The 16,290-nt window shown below is 58.8% G+C and carries 13 protein-coding genes and 1 tRNA gene; 6 read left to right on the top strand and 8 right to left on the bottom strand.

What is annotated here, in order from left to right:
- The coding region (locus tag HQL63_08105; GenBank protein MBF0176793.1) for a hypothetical protein at nucleotides 1-195 on the top strand (195 nt) is incomplete at its 5' end.
- Between the two features lie 59 nt (nucleotides 196-254).
- On the opposite strand, the gene HQL63_08100 is transcribed toward HQL63_08105, so the two are convergent.
- The 4 genes from HQL63_08100 to HQL63_08085 all read right to left on the bottom strand — a co-directional run bounded on the left by HQL63_08100 (nucleotide 255) and on the right by HQL63_08085 (nucleotide 1,711).
- Nucleotides 255-668, bottom strand: a complete 414-nt coding sequence (locus HQL63_08100) for a type II toxin-antitoxin system HicB family antitoxin (protein ID MBF0176792.1) — start codon at nucleotides 666-668, stop codon at nucleotides 255-257.
- A 12-nt stretch (nucleotides 669-680) separates the two neighbouring features.
- Nucleotides 681-887 (bottom strand): type II toxin-antitoxin system HicA family toxin, encoded by a 207-nt coding sequence (locus HQL63_08095; GenBank protein ID MBF0176791.1) that lies wholly within the window; start codon nucleotides 885-887, stop codon nucleotides 681-683.
- Between the two features lie 134 nt (nucleotides 888-1,021).
- Nucleotides 1,022-1,462, bottom strand: a complete 441-nt coding sequence (locus HQL63_08090) for a hypothetical protein (GenBank protein ID MBF0176790.1) — start codon at nucleotides 1,460-1,462, stop codon at nucleotides 1,022-1,024.
- A gap of 173 nt (nucleotides 1,463-1,635) precedes the next feature.
- Nucleotides 1,636-1,711: transfer RNA gene (locus HQL63_08085), tRNA-Lys, on the bottom strand.
- Nucleotides 1,712-1,983: 272 nt separating this feature from the next.
- Here HQL63_08085 and HQL63_08080 point away from each other — a divergent pair.
- Entirely contained in the window at nucleotides 1,984-5,112 is a 3,129-nt protein-coding gene (locus HQL63_08080; protein ID MBF0176789.1) for a hypothetical protein, read from the top strand.
- A 27-nt stretch (nucleotides 5,113-5,139) separates the two neighbouring features.
- Nucleotides 5,140-7,878, top strand: a complete 2,739-nt coding sequence (locus HQL63_08075; protein ID MBF0176788.1) for a response regulator — start codon at nucleotides 5,140-5,142, stop codon at nucleotides 7,876-7,878.
- Here HQL63_08075 and HQL63_08070 read toward each other — a convergent pair.
- The 4 genes from HQL63_08070 to HQL63_08055 form a co-directional block, all read right to left on the bottom strand.
- The gene (locus tag HQL63_08070; protein ID MBF0176787.1) at nucleotides 7,873-9,294 is read right to left on the bottom strand and encodes an efflux transporter outer membrane subunit; all 1,422 of its coding nucleotides are present in this window, start codon (nucleotides 9,292-9,294) and stop codon (nucleotides 7,873-7,875) included. The two genes, HQL63_08075 and HQL63_08070, sit on opposite strands and share 6 nt — an antisense overlap.
- The gene (locus HQL63_08065) at nucleotides 9,287-12,412 is read right to left on the bottom strand and encodes an efflux RND transporter permease subunit (protein ID MBF0176786.1); all 3,126 of its coding nucleotides are present in this window, start codon (nucleotides 12,410-12,412) and stop codon (nucleotides 9,287-9,289) included. The genes HQL63_08070 and HQL63_08065 overlap by 8 nt, the downstream gene beginning before the upstream one ends.
- Before the next feature lie 3 nt (nucleotides 12,413-12,415).
- Nucleotides 12,416-13,465 (bottom strand): efflux RND transporter periplasmic adaptor subunit, encoded by a 1,050-nt coding sequence (locus tag HQL63_08060; GenBank protein MBF0176785.1) that lies wholly within the window; start codon nucleotides 13,463-13,465, stop codon nucleotides 12,416-12,418.
- A gap of 92 nt (nucleotides 13,466-13,557) precedes the next feature.
- Nucleotides 13,558-14,169, bottom strand: coding sequence for a TetR/AcrR family transcriptional regulator (locus HQL63_08055; GenBank protein ID MBF0176784.1), 612 nt, complete (start codon nucleotides 14,167-14,169; stop codon nucleotides 13,558-13,560).
- 327 nt (nucleotides 14,170-14,496) lie between these two features.
- Between HQL63_08055 and HQL63_08050 the strand changes: the two genes are divergently transcribed.
- From HQL63_08050 to HQL63_08040, 3 genes are all read left to right on the top strand, one after another.
- The gene (locus HQL63_08050) at nucleotides 14,497-15,684 is read left to right on the top strand and encodes a class I SAM-dependent rRNA methyltransferase (protein ID MBF0176783.1); all 1,188 of its coding nucleotides are present in this window, start codon (nucleotides 14,497-14,499) and stop codon (nucleotides 15,682-15,684) included.
- Nucleotides 15,685-15,824: 140 nt separating this feature from the next.
- Entirely contained in the window at nucleotides 15,825-16,073 is a 249-nt protein-coding gene (locus tag HQL63_08045) for a hypothetical protein (GenBank protein MBF0176782.1), read from the top strand.
- Complete coding sequence (locus tag HQL63_08040; GenBank protein ID MBF0176781.1) at nucleotides 16,060-16,287, top strand: hypothetical protein; 228 nt, start codon at nucleotides 16,060-16,062, stop codon at nucleotides 16,285-16,287. Before HQL63_08045 ends, HQL63_08040 begins: the two co-directional genes overlap by 14 nt.
- Nucleotides 16,288-16,290: the final 3 nt, after the last annotated feature.

The raw sequence follows: 16,290 nt of genomic DNA, 5'->3' as shown, positions 1-16,290 counted from the left end.
AATAATCTGGATTGGCTGGTGGTGGCCATGCAGGGCGCCCTTCCCGGTCCTGACGACCAAACGATCTGTCCCAGGCCGGCGCCCGACTCCATGTTGTTGTATCTTGAGGATCTGGATGATCAGGGGAACCGGCCAACCGATTTATCGGGTTTACATCGCTATGCCGGGCACCCTCCCTGGGTCATGGCAGCTTGATGTTTCTCCCCCGCATCCTGTCCCAGAGTGGTGAGCCTCTCGTTGGGTAAGATGCGATATCACTGCCCTGCCAACATGCGCCTGGCACCCTCTGCCATGTATCCGGAGCGGGTCATGCCGATCTGCTTGGCCGCCTGGTCAATCTGGGTTACCAGGTTTTCCGCCATGGAGAGGTTGACGCGAATCCAACGCGCCGGAATTTCCGCACGGACCAGGAAGCGGGTGATTTCTGGTTCGTCGTCTGGTTCCGACTCAGGCAACACCTCATCCAACCGATCCAGCGTGGTCGGATCCGGCAATGGATCTCCATCACGGACCATCAACTCGATATGACCGGTCAAAGCCTCTTCAGCGTGCATGGCCGCGTCATGAATGGAATACCCATGTGTGGTGCATCCAGGAATGTCGGGAAAAACTACGCCGTACCCATCACTCCCACGGTACACCACTGCTGCGTAGTGTCTGATTTCCATTTTCTCTCCTCCTCACCTGATCTTCTGAGCGGATTGCCTTTCGATGGATTTGATCTCCATGAGCGACAGGTCTTTTACAGGATGCCGGACCGTGACCTTCCCCAGCAAGGTCGTGTGCTTGAAGTGGTGATGATCTCCCTTGATCGAATCAAGCTCCCAGCCTGCTTTCTTCAAGGCTTCGATCACTTCCCGGCTGCTCAAGCTCTTGACCATCTTCATCGGCTCCTGCTGTTGTTCCTGTTGCGCATAGTATACGCAAATCGAGTACGGCGAGTCAAGAATTTTTTATGCATTTTTTGCGCAATTTTGATTTTGATCCAGTACCATTTCTTATGCCGGGCATCCCGAGTGGGTCAGAGGGTGACCTTTTGCAGGTCTATACGCAGCTCGTGGCGAGCGGTATTCATGTCCCACTCCAGGTGGACCCATGCACCCTGAATGGTCTCCTCCAAAAAAGGCGGGCCGGGTGTCTCCAGGTACAGGCACCACTCGGGGAGGCGGTACAGCACCTCGGACGGCAGGTCACCAGACAAGGGCGTGGTGATGAGTGCCTGGTAGATATCGGGGTCGTAGCGGTAGATCCCCTTGGTCATCCTCCAGGCTGCCATCGCCGACAGGGCACTGACATCCAGCATGGCACCGAGGTCGGTGATGGGACACGGATCGCCCCGGGACACCACCGCATAGGCCCCGGCCATGGGGCAGTAGCACCAGGCCGGCCACTCTGGAAGCCCCCGCCCACGCTGGGCACGGAAAGAGTCGAAAAGGGTGTGTGGGGGGGGGAGTGCCAACATGCTCAACTGTCTCAGGACGGCAGTAAAATATCAAAAATCGGTGCCAACCTGCGCGAACACCGGTGCCAAGGAAAATAGCGCTTTACAGGTGGGGTGGCACCAACTCCGTAACCCCGGCGTAACCCCAAACAAAAAAGGCCACCTTGTAAGTGGCCTTAACTGTTTGTTTTATTTGGTGAGCCGTGCTGGAGTCGAACCAGCGACCCACAGATTAAAAGTCTGTTGCTCTACCGACTGAGCTAACGGCCCATCAAAGCCCGGTCTGCAATCTGTCGTGTTGACAAGATCCCGTTCACCGGAATCGCGCATCTTAGCAAAAAAAAATCGTAAGGAAAACCCTTGAAACGCATCAGGCTGAATTTTCCTCTCTGGTCACAACGACGGGTCAATGCCCTGCGTGGTATAACGTACCCATTGCCCATTGGGAACCGGTCCCCTGGACCCCGATTCATCTGGCATTCATGCGTGGTCGGGTGCAGAATGGCGTGGGAGATTCGGAGCTAGTTGCCGAGGAGGGATGCATGAGCTTGGTTTGTTGGCATTTCGAGATAGACACTCTGCCACACTTCCGGGAGTCAGCCGAGGAGGTGGAAGAGGGACACGTGACCCTTTGCCTCCCGTTCGGCGTATGGTCCGATCCCCCGCTGCCTGTCGATGTCGTGATCGAAATATCCCTGAACGATGCCACGCCTTTCCACATCGGGTTTGACCTGGACAACCCTCTCGGACACATTCGGGGCATCACGCGAGACGACATCGCGGTGGAGCGCGTCGCCAAAAGGCAGACGGCTCGTTGGTACCTGGATATGGAGGAAAATCTGCAACGGAAGGGCAATCGCTACTACGAGGCGATCCTGTATGATATCCCGATCAACACAAAGGTCCAATACGACATCCGCATCCAACATCGTGGAGAGTCTTCCCATCGGCTGGGGCCATTCACCCTGTACAGTTCGCTGCCGAAGTTTGTCGATGAGGACATTCTGGTCATCGCGGCTAGCGACGGCGCCATGGACGAGGCCTTTGCCCTTTACTACAAGAAAGATGAACATTTCCATCACCTGCGCGCCGACCTGGTCGAGATCAAGACATCACGATGCCATTTTCAATTGGCCGTCGGCCACTACTGGTACGACCTGACCCAGAAGGGGTTTGACCTCAGCCAGCTCCCCACCCTCCCGTTGATCAATCCCTTCAATGATACCGTCGTCATATCGATCCCGCGTCAAGATGTCGGTCAGATCGACCACATCTGGTGGCGAGGAGAGCGCTTCGACCTGGAAAACAGGCACCGGTCCGGAAGGGCCAGGATCATGTTCATCCAGGATTGTCGGCACGGGCTGGATGATCTGTTTGAATTCCCCCACGCTGGTTACACTCCACCCCGTACCCATGCCCAGATGGCCATGCGGGACGAACGCGCCCTCGGCAGCAGCCATCCCAACAGCGCCGAAGGAGAGATCGGGAGCGGTTATCTGCTGACTCTGGAGACCTTCCAACGCCTCGGTCTACCACACCTGTGGTCCTTCAATGGAGGGATCTTGACCCTTTTGGCTCGGGAGTACCCGCAAGCGTTGCAAGCCTTGAAGAAAGCCGTGGCGAACGGAAGCCTGGAACCCACCATCGCCGGAAATGGCGGGCACTTTCTGCCCTATTTCCAGGAAGAGACCAACCGTCACACCATCCAATCCGGCATCGAACTGATTCAAAGCGTGCTGGGAAAATGCAACGATGTGTTCGTGCCGGAAGGACGCTTCTATCGGCAAATCCCCAATGTAACTCGCGCTTTGCAGCGGGCCGAACAGGTCCGTTTTCTCGTCGTGGACGGCTCTACAGGATTCTGGCCCTATCGGGAATCGATACAGCCAGGCAGCCATACCCATGGGATTCACCTCGACGAACACTATGTGTGGCAAGATCGGGAGACAGGTCTCTACCTGTTGTTCATCGACGACGAGTTGCGGGAAAAAATGTTGACCGCTTCCGTCCGGGAACAACAGCGCGGCAAACTTCATCGCGACCTGCGGCGCAAACTTTTCTATTTTGCCGCCAACCTGGCGTCGCGCCGGCACCACTTGTTGATTCACGGCGAATCGGCCAGCCGGGTCTCAGGCAACAGTTGGGTGACCGAACCCGGCGCAGCCTGTGCCATCAACCGTCGTCTGGCTTTTGAAAGCGCCCTGGAGTGGATCGCGGCTCACCCCTGGATCCAGGCGATGACCTCGGCACAACTCAATCTGGACAGCGAGTGTGTTGGAACCATCAACATGCAGTCGTCCATCTCTCCCGAGCTGGATCCGGGCGGCGTCACCACCCGCGACGTCTATGGCAAAGAGTTTCACCTGGATGCCTGGTATGACAATTGGAAAATATTTCCCTCATTCTGGCTGGGGCAAACCCTGGAAGAGATCTCCCAAAGCATGGAGTTTGCCATACTCGATTGGCCGCCGGCCTATCACAACCGCCTGTATGACCTGGCGCGCATGGCATACGGCTTTTCTCTGCACCGAGCCATCTGGAACAAACAACCTCTCGGCATCCGTGGCGGCCTGGATGTCAATCAACGCCGGGATGTCGATGAACCCGACGATGCCGCCATCGCCGCGATTCTTCAATCCCGCAACGCCCAGGTCTACCTGAATGCAGCGGTCTGGGCCACATGGGCCGCCACCAGCGAAGATCCGGCAACATTTCTCAACCAGGGGCCCGTCATCGAGCAGTTGCGTTTCATGCGCTACCGTAACTTGAAGTGGCGCACCGAAAGATTCCGGGATCGTCCCATCCTGGAGTCCCCCCTGCACTGGGATCGGGACATGGCCCCCAATGCCATCCTGTACAACCGCAAGGTTCTGGTAGTGATGGACGAAAATGGAGGACGTATCACCCATCTGTTCACCATGCTGGGAGGCATACCCTGTTGCGTCAGCGGCACCTTCAAAGGCTATCCGTTTTTGGCCGATGATCCTCAACACGGCAACACACGCATGTGTTCCGGCGAGGTCATGCAAAATACCGTCTACACGCCCAATCACGCCTACATCGCTTGTGACGTGCACCAAAGCCGTGGAACATCCGGTAAAAAGGCTGCCCCCCGGAGTGGAACAGGCAACGATGTGACGTGGCATTACCCAGACCATTTCAACTCCTATCGCATGACCCCCATCCATCCCCATACCGTGGAGTGGTCTTACCAAAGAACCACCCCGGCACCGACCTGGACCCTGGAGTTGTTTCGCAACCATCTGGCCATGGATCGGGAAGCGCGCCTGCATGGCCGCGAAGGGGTGGTCTTTCACCAGGATCCACCCTTTTCAAAACGGATCACCCTGCAAGACCGTACCCTGACCATCCGCTATATCGATGTGCAACCTGGGCACCGGGTTGCCAACGAATTTTGTGTCGATCTCAACGAAGCCATACGGCAGACTTTGCACCACCCGTTGCACTGGATCGATGACCACACAGCAGAATTTTTGCAGGGGCAAAAAAAGTGTGTGCGTCTGGAATTGTTGGAAGGGTGCGCCCTGACCCCGGATTCCCAGGAGGGCGAAGAGAATCGCCGCCTGCACCGGGTCTTGACGGATTGCATTGAAATCGAGGCCCCACAGGGAGGGGCTTTTGCCTATCGCATGCTTGTGGGAGAGGATTGACCAAAATCGGGGTGTATCGTGCAGCGCATGAATGGAGTCTCGCCGGACAGGTTCCGGATCATCTTGATCGACGATGATCCGTGGGTCGAACACCTGGTACGCAAAACCCTGGTTGGGCAACCAGGATTCGACCTGCATGTGGTGCAGCATCTGGAGCAGGCCGTGGAGACTGTGGAATCCTATCTGCCAAACCTGATCCTGATCGAATTGATGACAGTCGGTGGTGACGGGTTCCAGGTGTTGACCCAATTTTCGGAGCATCGGTTCATACGGGATCTGCCTGTCATTGTGTTATCCTGGCGACGCAGTGTCCTGGGCAAAGCTCGGGCGTTCTCCCTGGGAGCAGACGATTATCTCGTAAAGCCAATTGAATCAGAAGAACTTCTTGCCAGGTTAAAACGCCATTTAACCATCCATGAGGCCCGGGTTCAGTTGCACCATGCCGAGGCCCGCTACAGAAACCTTTTTGAACACTCCCTGGACGCCATCTTTCTGGTTGACGAAAAATTGGGCCAGATCAAGGACTGCAATCCTGCGGCCTGCCACTTGATGGCCAGAAATCGGGATGCGTTGTTGCACACGAAGTTGCATGACCTCATGCAACCCGGTCCAACAGGCCATAACGGGCTGACAACAAACCCAGACGACCCCAATCATGCCGCAACAGATCCGGGCAAGCCCCTGTACCTTGTGAACGGGCACGGAAAATCTGTCCCTGTGGATGTCGGCGTGGGCAGGTTCACCCATGGCGAGGAGCCCTTTCTACAATACATTTTTCGTGATGCCACGGAACGGTTGCAGGTTGAGGAGCGCAACCGACGCAACCTGCAATCACGCTTGACCATCAGTGCGCTGCTCCGTACCGCCCTCGTACCCCTCTCCCTGGCAGAGCAGTTGAAGGTGGCTCTGGATATGGTGCTATCGGCCCCGTGGCTCTCCATCGAGTCCAAAGGCTCTTTGTTTCTCGTGGACGAAACGACCCATGAACTGGTCATGATTGCCCAACGCGGTCTCGACGAACCCATCTTGTCCACCTGCCGCCGCGTACCTTCTGGATACTGCCTTTGTGGGCGCGCCAGCCTGGGAGATGAGATTGTCTTTTGCTCCAATCTCACCCCGGAGCATGAAGTGTGCTTTGATGGCATGCCCGATCATGGACACTATTGCGTCCCGATTGGCTCCTCCAAGGGGATACTAGGCGTTCTCAATCTCTACCTCGCCCCCGGTCATGCACAACAAGCCGATGAAGAAGAGTTTCTGCGTACCGTGGCACAGACCTTGGCCGGTCTCATCGAACGTAAACGGGTGGACGAGGCGTTGCAACAGGCGAAAGATGCCGCCGAGGCTGCCAATCAGGCCAAAACCCGTTTTCTGGCCAATGTCAGTCATGAAATTCGCACCCCGTTGAACGCCATCCTGGGATTTTCCCAGATTTTGATCAAAAATCGTGAGCAGTTTCCCCTCCGTTTCCGCCAACACCTGGAAAATATTCTCGTCAGTGGAGAAAACCTGGTCGAAATTATCAACAATGTCCTGGATCTCGCCAAAATTGAGGCAGGCAAGCTGCATGTGGACATGGAGGACATCGACCTGCGCCTGCTGTTGCAGAGTATTTTTCACGTCCATAAGGAGCAGGCCATCCGCAAAGGGGTCCAGATGAGCTATGGCCTGGGGCCCGATATTCCCCGTCTGGTGCGCTCGGATCGAACCCGGATCAACCAGATTCTGACCAACCTTCTGGAAAATGCCATCAAGTTTACCCCCCTGGGACGCCGCGTCGAGGTGGGCATTTTTCGCGATGCCGATAAAATTCTTCTCATGGTGGCGGATCAGGGCATTGGCATTCCCCTGGACAAACAGACAATGATTTTCCAGCCCTTTGAACAGGCCGACGGTTCCACCACCCGCCTCTACGGCGGCACCGGCCTGGGGTTGTCGATCGTCAAGAGCCTGGCCTCGCTGCTGGGAGGGGATGTGTCCGTCAAGAGCGCCGAAGGCCAGGGCGCCACCTTCACCGTGCGACTCCCCCTGATCGAGCCCGACAACAAAGAGACCACCCAAACCCAGCCAGCCTGGAACGCCTACCAATTCCCAACCCACGTCCGTCTGTTGCTCGTGGAGGACAATCCCTTGAGCCGGGAAATGCTCCTGTCGGCCCTGCACGAAGTCGGCCTGGTCCCCACCGTGGCCGAAAATGGCGCACAGTGCCTGGAAATGTTGTCACAGGTGGATCCAGACTTGATCATCATGGATCTCCACATGCCCGTCATGGACGGCCTGACAGCGACACGGCGCATTCGCAGCATGCATCTGGACCGGGAAATTCCCATCGTAGGCATCTCGGCAGATGCCTTTCTGGAGAAACAAAACGAGGCCAAAGAAGCCGGCATGACGGAGTTCTTGACCAAGCCCGTGGATCTGTGCCGTTTGATGCCTGTCATGGCGCGCCTGCTCCAGCAGCGGTCAGAACCGCCTGCCAGCCCAACCCAACCACCCCTCCCGGCAGAATTGCGTAAAACCGCCATGGCCGAGTTGCGCGCCATCACCCAATTACCCCCCTACCAATCCCGCTCCATCGTCGTGCGCTGCGATGCCGTCATGGAAATGTGCGAGCCCTACGCCTCCCCTCTGGTGGATATTGCGGAACGGGTTCGCCAGGCTGTTTTTTCCCGCCGCTCCAATCAGATTCCTGATATCGTCCGGGAGGGGGAGGTGTGGGAAGCGACGGTCGGGGAGATGGGAGAACAAACGGAAGGGGCGTCATAAACTGGACAGGTTTTCCGTCCTCCTCTCATCGCCGCCACCCAGCGCCTTGTAAAGCTGGGCAGCGGTGCTGAGCAGGGCCTTGCGGATGCGGATCGTGTCCTGGGCGACGGCGAAGGTTTCGCGTTGGGCATCCAGAACGTCAAGGTGGTTGATGGCCCCGGACAGGGAACGGGCCTCGACCAGACGCAAACGATCCTCTTGAAACCGTTCCGCATCCTCCTGGGCACGGAGTTGTTCGGCAAGCCGGTCACGAGCGACCAGAAGATCGGCCACTTCGCGAAAGGCCAGTTGAATGGCCTTTTCGTATTCGGCGACCGCCACGACCTTGCGCGCCTCCGCCAGATCGACCCCAGCCTGGTTACGTCCGGCATCAAACAAAGGCTGGGTGAGGTTGGGAGCAAAATTCCACGCACCGCTGCCAGAGGCAAACAACCCGGAAAAGGTGTTGCTTGCCGTGCCAAACGCAAGACTCAGGCTGATGCGCGGCAAAAAAGCAGCGCGAGCGACACCGATGTTGGCGTTGGCTGCGATGAGGCGCCCCTCGGCAGCGCACACGTCGGGGCGGTTCGTCAATACGGCGGAAGGAAGCGCCACTGCGAGATCGAGCGGCTGATTTTGCTCGGCCAGTCGCCGACCGGCAGGCAGATCCGGCACCGGTTGCCCGACCAGCAGGACAAGGGCGTTCTCCGCTTGGGCCCGGCTCTGTTCCAACGCAGCGATCTGGGCGCGCACGGCGGCGTAGGCAGCCTCGGCAACGCGCACATCGAGTTCATTGGCCAGCCCCGCCTCGTTGCGCTTTTGCATCAGGGTCAGAAAATTGTGGCGGTTGTCCAGCGTGGCACGGGCCAGAAGAAGTTGTTCATGCGCCTCCTGCCGGGTGAAAAAGGCCGAGGCAACATCGGCGATAAGAACCAGGCGGAAGGCCTCCCGCGCCTGTTCCGTGGCAAGAAAACCGGCCCGGGCCGCTGTGTCCAGACTCTTCACCCGTCCCCAGAAATCAAGTTCGAAGGCTGTCACGCTTGCGGCGACATCGTAACGTTTGCTGGTTTGCGCCCGTGCTGCGGGAAAAAAATCGGCAGGGGTGAGGAGCGCCGCCTGGGAGGCGTTGAGACTCACGCCGGGCAGTCGATCGGCGTGGGTGATGCCATGGAGGGCGCGAGCCTCCTCGACGCGGGCGATGGCCGCGTGCCAATCCCGGTTGTGTTCCAGGGCCAGTTCAATGAGGATCCGCAGGCCTGGATCAGGCAACATCTGACGCCAGGAGAGACCAACCATGGTCTGCCTTCCCTCGGCTCTGGCTCCCTCTGGCCACTCTGTGGCAATGGGGGCGACGGGCCTCTCGTAAACCGGCATGAAGGAGCATCCGGCAAGCAACAGGGCTACCGTCGGCAGGGTTCGCAGGACAAGTTTATGCATGGTCGCTCCCCATGGCAGGCTTGGCGCGGGCAGGAAAGATACGCCGCACGACGATGTAAAATACCGGAACCAGAAATACGGCCAATACGGTTGCGGCGATCATGCCGCCCACCACGCCTGTACCGATGGCGTGGCGGCTTTCGGCCCCGGCCCCGGTCGAAATGGCCAGGGGGGTGACCCCGGCCACAAAGGCAATGGAGGTCATGAGAATGGGCCGGAAACGCAAGGAACAAGCGGCACGGGTGGCATCGAGAAGATCCCTGCCCTGCTCCTGGAGCTTTTCCGCAAATTCGACGATCAGGATGGCATTTTTGGTAGCAAGACCGATGATGGCGATCAAACCGACCTTGAGATAAACATCGTTGGGCAACCCCCGCAACGCGACGGCAACCGCGACGCCAAACACCCCCAGCGGCACCACAAGCATGACGGCAAACGGGATCGACCAACTCTCGAACAGAGCGGCCAGAACAAGAAACACCACCAGGAGCGAAATGCCGTACAACAAGGGGGCCTGGGCGCCGGAAAGACGCTCTTCATAGGAGGTCGCCGACCATTCATAACCAAGCCCGGAAGGCAATTTTTGGGCAATCTCCTCCATGGCAGCCATCGCTTCCCCGGTGCTGCGTCCCGGAGCGGGAGCACCAGCGATTTTCATCGCCGGCAGACCATTGTAGCGATCCAGCTTGGGCGCACCCACCACCCAACTCGGCGTCGCAAGTTCGGACAGTTGCACCATCCCACCCTTGTCGTTGCGTATCGGCAGCCGCAAAATCTCTTCGATACTGCGGCGGGTGTCGGAATCGGCCTGCATCTGGACCCGCAGAATGCGCCCCTGACGTACAAAATCGTTGATATAGGCCACACCCAAAGCCGATTGCATGGTATCGTTGAGGTCGGCCATGGCGACCCCAAGGGTTTGGGCCTTGATGCGGTCGATATCGAGGAACAGTTGCGGCGCAGCATCCTGGCCTTCCGGACGGACTCCGTTCAGACGGGCATCCTTTGCGGCCATGCCCAGCATCATGTTGCGTGCCTCCAGGAGTTTTTCGCGTCCCTGACCACCACGATCCTGGAGACGAAAATCAAAACCGCCCGTCGCTGCCAGCTCCGGAATCGATGGCGGATTGATGGCGAAAACCATAGCCTCCTTGATGCCAAAAAAAGCCATGTTGGCCTTGTGTACCAATGCCCTGGCACTGCTCGTCTCGCCTGGTCGGCCCTGCCAGTCCTTGAGGCGGACAAAGGCCAGGGCGGCGTTCTGGCCGCGTCCGAAGAAGGAAAAACCTGCAACACCAATAACATGCTCAACCTCTGGTTGTTTGAGGTAATGCCTCTCCATGGCGGACAGCACGGCCAAGGTTCGTTCCTGGGTCGCGCCCGGCGGCAACTGGACCATGTTGAGAAAGTAGCCCTGGTCCTCTTCCGGCAAAAAGCTGCCCGGCAACCGGGTGAACAACCAACCGGTGGCGGCCATGATCGCGGCATAAATGAACAGATAACGCCCAGCGGTGCGCATGGCCCGCCCCACCCAGGAGGCATAGCCGTGGGTGAATCGGCTGAACATATGGTTGAACCGACCGGACGCTTCCGGCGACGATGGGATGGCATGGCCTGGTCGATGGCGGAGCAGTTTGGCACAGAGCGCCGGTGTCAGTGTCAGGGCCATCAGGGCCGAAAAAAGGATGGTCAGGATCAGGGTAACGGAAAATTGGCGATAGATGGCCCCGGTCGCCCCGCTGAAAAAAGCCATCGGCACAAACACCGCCGACAAGACCAGCGTGATGGCAACGATGGGCGCAACGATTTGATCCATCGCCTTGCGGGTGGCGTCCCGGGGGGATAATCCTTCGCTGAACATGATGCGTTCGACATTCTCCACCACAACGATGGCATCGTCCACAACGATGCCAATGGCCAGCACCATGGCAAACAGCGTCAGAACATTGATCGAATAACCAAATATATACAATCCCACCATGCCACCCACCAGGGCCACCGGCACAACGATGATCGGGATCAGGGTGGCGCGCAGGTTGCCCAGGAAAAGATACATGACCAAAAACACCAGAAACACGGCCTCCACCAGAGTTTTACCCACCTCGCGAATGGAAATCTTGACAAATTCCGAAGTGTCGTAAGGAACGATCCAGGCAATGCCCGGCGGGAAAAACTTTGCCAGTTCGGTCATCCTGGCGTTGACCGCCCGCACCGTATCGATGGCATTGGCCCCGGGGGACAAACGGATCGCAACGGCGGCGGTGGGTTGACCATCGAGGCGGGCAGAAACGCTGTAATCCTGCGCCCCCAACTCCACCCGCGCCACGTCCTTGACGCGAAGCGTGGAACCATCCGGCTGGGTGCGCACGACGATGTTGCCAAACTCTTCAGGCGAAGAGAGGCGGCTTTTGGTGACGATCACCGCGTTGAGTTCCTGCCCTTGCGAGGCCGGCAATTGACCCAACTCACCGGAGGCGACCTGAACGTTCTGGGCACGCACGGCCTTGGCCACATCGGCGGGCGCGAGCCGATAGCCCTGCAATTTGTCCGGTTGCAGCCAGATGCGCATGGCGTATTCGGTGCCGAACAGCAGCGCCTCGCCCACACCGGGAACACGCCGGATCGGTTCCAACACGTTGGCTGCGGCGTAGCTGCCCAGGGCAATAAAATCCTTGCTCTTGTCGGGCGAGAAGATGGCGACGAACATGACATAGTTGCGTACCGTCTTGTTCACCGTCACGCCCAAGCGGCGCACATCGTCCGGCAGGCGCGCCTCGACCCGTTTGATGCGGTTTTGCGCCTCCACCGAGGCATGGTTGAGGTCAGTGCCGGTGGCAAAGGTCAGTGTCACCGTGCCGGTGCCGATCTCCGAAGCGGACTCCATGTAAAGCAGGTTGTCGATGCCATTCATCTCCTGCTCGATCAGGGCCGATGCCGTCTCCTCGACCACCTGGGCCGAGGCCCCGGGATAGATGACGGTAATGGCAAGGGCCGGGGGGGCTACGGATGGATATTGCGCCACTGGCAGATGATTGAATGCCAACGTCCCGCCCAGCAGAATGATGAGTGCAATCACCCAGGCAAACACCGGTCGATCAATAAAAAACCTGGAGAACATGGGTCACTCTCCCGTCTTGGGGGTGGGCGTCGTCACCGAAGGGGGTGAAAAGCCGGAAGCCATCTCGGGGGGCCAGGACACGGGCTTGACCGTCGTGCCCGGGGGGGCCTTCTGCCAGCCGTTGACGATCACTTGTTCACCACCCTTCAACCCTTCGCTGATGATAAAATCCCCATCGACCATGCCACGGGTCTTGACGGGCTGTGGCGCAACCTTGCCGTCAGCGCTGACGATCCGCACGGACTGGCCCTGCTGCCCGCCCTGCACAGCGCGTTGCGGCACCCGGATGACATGGGTGAAAGAGGTGACTAAACGCACGCGCACAAACATGCCGGGCAACAGGGTACGTTCCGGGTTGGGAAAGCGGGCACGCAACGACACCGCACCCGTAGAGGGATCAACCGCCATGTCCGCAAAGACAACCTGGCCCGCTTGTTCATGAAGACCGCCATCGCCGAGCAACAGCTCCACTTTGGCTGCCTGGGTCTCTCCGGACTGGCCCGCTTTGCTGGCGGCCCGCAGGAGCTGCATCTCCGCACCAGGTTGGGAAAAGTTGGCGTAGATCGGGTCAAGCTGTTCAATGGTTGCCAGATGGGTCGCCTCACCCCGACCGACCAAGGCCCCCTCGGTCACCAGCGTGCGCCCGACACGACCGGCAATCGGCGCCGGAACCCGGGTATTCTCCAGGTCAAGTTTGGCGCGGGTGAGCGCTGCCTGCGTCTGTTTAAGTCTGGCCTGGGCAGCGTCGAACTCCTGTCTGCTGACCGCCTTGATACCCAGAAGCGATTTGTGGCGCTCCACCACCAGACGCGCCGCCTCCACGTCGGCGGTGGCGGCTTCATAGGCTGCCTGGTAGGCGCGTGCGTCGATCTGGAACAAAGTCTCCCCGACCCGGACATCGGACCCTTCCGCGAAGAGACGTTTTTCAATAATCCCTTCCACCCGCGCCCGCACCTCAGCCGTGCGCCAGGCTTGCAGGCGGCCCGGCAAATCCCGGGTTAGCGTCACCTCCCCCGCACGCACTGTGAAAACGTCAACTTCCGGTGGCGGCATGGCGCCACCAGCCACAGCGACCTCCCATGGCCCACCCGCGCCGCAAACAACCGACAAAAACAGAATGAATAGGGAAGAGACAGAGACCTTGTTCATGGAAGACTCCTGCCATATGCAGTCATGAAGGCGCCAACGGCGCGTTGTGTACAACCCCTGATCTCCTCTTCGCTGGTCACTTCCTGCACGCAAAGCATGCAACGTGGAAAAAGTTCCGCCTCCAGCAGTCCAAGCAAATGCCAGGCTGCCACGGCTGGATCTGTCAGGCCTGATACGTCGCGGGTCATCACGCTGTGGAGAAAAGCGGCCAACAGGTCGTGGATGCGTTTCAATCCCCTTTCATAACAGATGCGTCCAAGATTGGATCGCCCTGACTCGGCAATGACCAGGCGCCGTATGGGCAACATCTCCGGCGCATAGAGCAAGCGCAAAAAATGCTCGCCAAAGGCAAGCAAGGCTGCTGAAACGTCCTCCGTTTTCGGATCAAGACAGGCGTTGGTCGCATGAAACTCTATTTCATTGGCCATGAATATGACCTCGAAAAAAAGCTCCTCCTTCGAGACGAAATGGTTGTAAAGCGTCGCCTTCGAGCCCCCGACACGGGCACAAATTTCGGACATGGAAGTCCGCTCGTAACCCAATTCACGAAACGCCTGGGTAGCGACATCAAGAATGGCCTGTCTTTTCCGGGTGTTTTTCGTTCTCATCAGATGATCCCATGGCCCATTGCAAGATGTACTGTACCGTACTGTACAGTACCGTACTGTACAGTACTGTACTGTACTGTACTGTACTGTACTGTACTGTACTGTACTGTACAGTTTCAGTTTACGCCGCCCCCTCATGCCTGTCAAACAACAATTCCAGCGCGGAGATGTCACCAGGACGATGCGCCTGACGACCGGAAGGGGGAGAGGCGCACCCATCTCCCCTGCAATCCTGTCCGGCCTTGAGATGGCCGGAAAATGCGGGCACACTGCCGGCGCATGGTTCTCCTGCACCAACCCACACCCTTTGATTTTGGACTCTCGATCATGCCCTCTGTAGTCCTGAAAGCCGGTCGCGACAAAGCCTTGCTCCGCCGACACCCCTGGATTTTCAGTGGTGCCATCGCCGAGGTGCGTAACGACCCCAAGCCGGGTGACACGGTGGCTCTCCTCTCCTCGCGGGGAGAGACCTTGGGGTGGGGCGCCTACTCCCCCACTTCCGGCATTCCGGTGCGGATCTGGTCGTTCAATCCCGGGGAACACATCGATCCAGCGTTTTTCCACCAGCGTCTGGCAGCAGCATTGGGCAGACGGCACGACCTGCCCGCCCTGCGTCAGACCAACGCCATGCGCCTGGTCAATGCCGAATCGGACGGCTTGCCGGGATTGATCGTGGACCGCTACGGCGATTTTCTTGTGGTACAGATTTCGGCGGCAGGTCCGGAGCTGTGGCGGGCTACCCTGGTCGATCTCCTGAACGACAACGTGCTTAACGCCGGCATCTGGGAACGCTCTGACCTGGAAGTGCGCCGCAAGGAGGGGTTGCAACCCCGGACTGGTCTCCTCTCGGGCCGGGAACCCCCGCCCCTGGTCGAGATTCACGAAGGGGCGGTACGTTTTCTGGTTGACCTGACACAGGGGCAAAAGACCGGGTTTTATCTGGATCAGCGACACAACCGGGCACGGGTGGGAGCACACGCCGCAGAGGGTGACCTGCTTAATGTCTTTGCCTATTCCGGCGGATTTGGTCTTGCCAGCCTGGCCCAGGGAGCCGCCCGGGTCACCCAGGTGGATGCCTCAGAACCAGCCCTCGCCCTGGCCCGCCAGAATCTTGCCCTGAATGGCCACGAGGCCACCCGGGCGGAACATGTCACCGGCAACGCCTTTGACATTTTGCGGCGTCTGCGCGATCAGGCCGCCCGATATGACATGGTCGTGCTGGATCCGCCCAAGTTTGCCGAGACAGCGGCCCATCTCCCCAAAGCCTCCCGGGCCTACAAGGATGTCAACCTTCTCGGCTGTCAACTGTTGCGGCCCGGTGGACTCCTCTGCACCTTCTCCTGCTCCGGACATTTGACAACAGATCTGTTCCGCAAGATCGTCGCCGATGCCGCCCTGGATGCCGGGCGGCAGGCCGTGGTTTTGGAGCGTCTGGGCGCCGATGCCGACCACCCCGTCAACCTGGCCTTTCCGGAAGGGGAGTATCTCAAGGGATTGATCTGCCGGGTGGATTGAGTCGCTTGCAACAGTCCGAAAGACCCGTGAAGATGGGCGCTGGAAAAGCGCTTCGCCGAGGGGTGCGCACTGGAGAAACGGATTCGGGAAAGGATGGGGCGGCTGGTAATTCCCCCCCCCATGAAAGCGGAGAGAAAGTCATGATGCGCTCCTGCGAAGCGGAAGTCAGTGCGGACGGACAGGTTCGGTTGCGGGAACCGATGGTGTTGCGGGGACGCCATCGGGCCGTACTGACCGTGCTGGAGCCACTGGAATCCGATGCAATCGCCAGCGACGCCATGGAATCTTCCCCCGATTGGCGGCACTTTGCCGGGGTCATGAAGGAATCGCCCCATTTCAACGCTGATCCCGTCTCCATCCAGAAGGCGCTACGCGATGAGTGGGATTGATTGGTTGCTCGACACCAACCTGGTGATCGGCCTGCTCAAGGGACACGATGCCGCCATGGCGCTCGCCGAGGAACAGAAAGACGCCATTATTGCCGCCACGGCGTTGATGCCGAACGCCCAACTGCTGACGCTGGACCATGGCATGTCCCGCGCATTGGGGAAAGTCGTGACCCTGCGTCTGGGTGGCGTCCATCCTCTGGCGAAGGACGAATAAAGC

Source organism: Magnetococcales bacterium (genome assembly GCA_015231175.1).
Classification (GTDB): Bacteria; Pseudomonadota; Magnetococcia; order Magnetococcales; family DC0425bin3; genus HA3dbin3.
The sequence above is the reverse complement of the archived record's forward strand: the minus strand, read 5'-3'. Positions and strand labels throughout refer to the sequence as shown.